Below are 3,335 nucleotides of genomic sequence, written 5' to 3'. Positions count from 1 at the left end.
AAAAGCGGCGCTTGAAGTAGACAAGCGCACCGCGACATCCGAATGCGCGGCCGGGCTCAGAGCCGCGGCCCCCGCCGGCGCTCGGACTCGCGGCGCTCGGTGTAGCCGAGCTTGTCGCAGAGCTCGAGCAGCGGCACCGAGTACTTGCGGCTCACCGGAAGGCGCGCGCCCACGTCGCCCACGGTGATCACGTCCTTCTCGGCGAAGAGCGCGCGCAGGCCCTCGACTAGCCGCGCGAAGGGCTCCGCGTGGACGAGGGTCTCCGCGTTCACGCGCAGCAGGCGACCGTTCGCCGTCAGGTAGTCGACGAGGTCGGGCACCTGCTCCGAGGGCACGCCCAGCTCCGCAAAGGTCGCCAGCGGCGGCGAGGCGAGGCCGGCGGCTAGCCAGGCGGCCTCGACCTTCTCGACCCAGGCCGCGGCGGCGCCCGTGGGCGCCGGCTCGCCCTCCCCCACGCGCACGCCCTCGCCGCGCAGACGCAGGCTCCCCGCGCGCTCGAGCTGCTCGAGCAGGAGCTGGAAGGAGGCCTGCGGCACCTCGGGCGCGAGCGCCGCGCGCAGGCTCTGGCGCGCGGGGCCCCAGGCGAGCGGGTGCTCGGCCTGGAAGCGCTGGGCGCGCTCCGCGATGCCGCGGGCGAGCGCGTCCACGGCGTCGGCATGGAACAGCCGCTTGCCGAGCGCAAGCAGGCGCCCGGCCGCGAGCAGCGCGGGCAGCGGATCCTCGCCCGGGTACTTCTCCACGAGGAGCGCGGCGTCCTTGTCAGCAAGACCGGCGGCGCCCGCATCCAGCACCGCACGCTCGAGGATCACCGCCGCGTCCCCGCCCTCCTTGAGCTTCACGGCCTCGAGGTCGCGCTCGCGGCCGTGGCGGCGCTTGGGCGCCGTGGCCTCGATCACCTCGCCGCCCGCCACCGTGCGCATTGGAGAATAGAAGCGGACGATGGCGCGGTCCCCCGGCGCGCAGACCGCCGGGGACTCCAGGCGCGCCTGCCCCAGGCACTCCTCGCCCGCCCGCAGCGACTCGCGGTCGAGCAACACGAGGCGGCCGATGATCTCCTGCGTGCCGAAGTGGAAGCGCAGGCGCGTGCGGTGCTTGAGCGTCCAGGGGCAGCTCGCCAGGCAGCGCAGCTTGAGGGTGACCATGTTGCCCGCCTGGAAGCGGCCCGGACTGACCAGCACCTCGCCGCGCGCGAGCTCGTCGTGCTTGATGCCGTGGATGGCGATCGCCGTGCGCTGGCCGGCGTGAGCCTCCTCTACGGCGCGGTCGTGCACCTGGAGGCTGCGCACCCGCACGGTGAGGCCGCGGGGCATCAGCTCCAGCGCGTCGCCCACGCGCACGCTGCCGCTCCAGCTCGTGCCCGTCACCACCGTGCCCATGCCGGCCAGGGTGAAGACGCGGTCGATGGGCAGCCGAAAGGGCCCGAGCCCGCCGCGCTCGGGCGTGGCCGCGGCGAGCGTGGCGAGCGCCGCGCGCAGGGCGTCCAGCCCCTCGCCCGTTTCCGAGGAGACGGGCAGGATCGGCGCGCCGGCCAGGGTCGTGCCGGCCAGGTACTCGCGCACGTCCTCGGCGGCCAGCTCGACCAGCTCCGGGTCCACCATGTCGATCTTGGTGAGGGCGACGAGCCCGTGCGTCACGCCGAGCAGCTCGAGCACCTCGACGTGCTCGCGGGTCTGCGGCATGACGCCCTCGTCCGCGGCGACGACGAGCAGGGCGAGGTCGACGCCGCCCGCGCCGGCCACCATCGTGCGCACGAACTTCTCGTGCCCCGGCACGTCCACGATGCCGGCCTCGATGTCGCCGAGCGCCAGCCGCGCGAAGCCCAGCTCGATGCTGATGCCGCGCTGCTGCTCCTCCTTGAGGCGGTCCGTGTTCGTGCCGGTGAGACGCCCAACGAGGCGCGTCTTGCCGTGGTCGACGTGCCCGGCCGTGCCGATGACGATGGACTTCACGCTTCCTCTTCGCGGCGGATCCTGGCGCCGAGGGCCGCCAGCTTCTCCTCGATGCGCTCGTAGCCGCGGTCGATGTGGTAGATGCGGCTGAGCGTGGTGACGCCCTCCGCGCCGCAGCCGGCGAGGATCAGCGCCGCGCTCGCGCGCAGGTCGGTGGCCATCACCGGCGCGCCCGACAGGCGATCGACGCCGCGCACGACGGCCACGTTGCCGTCGAGGCGGATCTGCGCGCCGAGGCGGCGCAGCTCGGCGACGTGCGTGAAGCGGTCGAGGTAGATCGTCTCCGTGAGCGTGCTCACGCCCTCGGCCACCGCGCAGGCGGCCATCAGCTGGGCCTGCATGTCGGTGGGAAAGCCGGGGTAGGGCGCGGTGACCATCTCGACGGCGCGCAGGCGGCCGGCCGTGGCGTCCACCTCGATCCAGTCCTCGCCCTCGCTGATCGCGAGGCCGCCCTCGCGCAGCACGGCGAGCAGCGCGCGCTGCTCGGCCGGGATGCAGCCTTCCACCCGCACGCGGCCGCCGGTGATCGGCGCCGCGGTGAGGAAGGTGCCCACCTCGATGCGGTCCGAGGGCACGCTCATGTGGAGGGGTGCGAGGCCCTCGACGCCATCGACGGTGATCGTGTCCGTGCCCTGGCCGCTGATCCTGGCCCCCATGCGGACGAGGCCGTTCGCGAGGGCCACCACGTCCGGCTCGCGCGCCGCGTTGCGCAGCGTCGTGCGCCCCTTGGCGAGCACGGCGGCCATCAGCACGTTGGCCGTGGCGCCCACGCTGGAGATCTTGAAGGTGATCTCGTCGCCCTTGAGCCGGCCGCCCGGCGGCAGCGTGGCGTGGATGTAGCCGTGCTCGAGATCGATGCGGGCGCCCAGGCGCTCCATGCCCATCAGGTGCAGGTCGACGGGCCGCGGCCCCCAGGCGCAGCCGCCGGGCAGGCTGACCCGCGCCTCGCCGAAGCGCGCGAGCAGCGGGCCCAGCACGTAGACCGAGGCGCGCATCGTCTTGACGAGATCGTAGGGCGCCTCGCGCCCGGGCCCCTCGCGGGCGTCGATGCTCAGCTCGTGGCCGTCGTGGACGCAGCGGGCGCCGAGTGTTTCGAGCACGCGGATCATCGTGCGGATGTCGCGCAGGCGGGGCACGTTGGTGAGCCGGCTCTCGCCCGGCGCGAGCAGCGCCGCGCAGACGAGCGGCAGAGCCGTGTTCTTCGAGCCGCCGGCCCGCACGCGGCCGCCGAGCCTCACGGGACCTTCGATGACGAAGCGCTCCATGGCTGCCTCCGGTGGACGGATTGTTGCCGCCCCCAGGCCACTATTTAGCACCTCGAGCTGGCGCTGGCGACAGGAAAGCCGCCGTCTTTGCGGCAAGGTGGGCGCCTGCCCCACCGGCCGC

The 3,335-nt window shown here is 73.9% G+C and carries 2 protein-coding genes; both read right to left on the bottom strand.

Annotated elements, in window-relative coordinates; genetic code table 11:
• Positions 1-56: 56 nt before the first annotated feature.
• A complete protein-coding gene (gene selB / locus FJ251_14650) occupies positions 57-1,949 on the bottom strand; it encodes a selenocysteine-specific translation elongation factor (GenBank protein MBM4118943.1) in 1,893 nt (630 codons plus the stop codon).
• Positions 1,946-3,214, bottom strand: a complete 1,269-nt coding sequence (gene murA / locus FJ251_14645; protein MBM4118942.1) for a UDP-N-acetylglucosamine 1-carboxyvinyltransferase — start codon at positions 3,212-3,214, stop codon at positions 1,946-1,948. Before murA ends, selB begins: the two co-directional genes overlap by 4 nt.
• Between the last annotated feature and the right edge of the window lie 121 nt (positions 3,215-3,335).

The sequence above is a fragment of the bacterium genome, from assembly GCA_016873475.1.
Lineage (GTDB): Bacteria > Krumholzibacteriota > Krumholzibacteriia > JACNKJ01 > JACNKJ01 > VGXI01.
This window is presented reverse-complemented; position numbering and strand designations above follow the sequence as displayed.

What these genes read in the sequence shown, in the direction of transcription:
- murA (MBM4118942.1), bottom strand. Translation starts at nt 3,214, where the DNA reads ATGGAGCGCTTCGTCATCGAAGGTCCCGTGAGGCTCGGCGGCCGCGTG.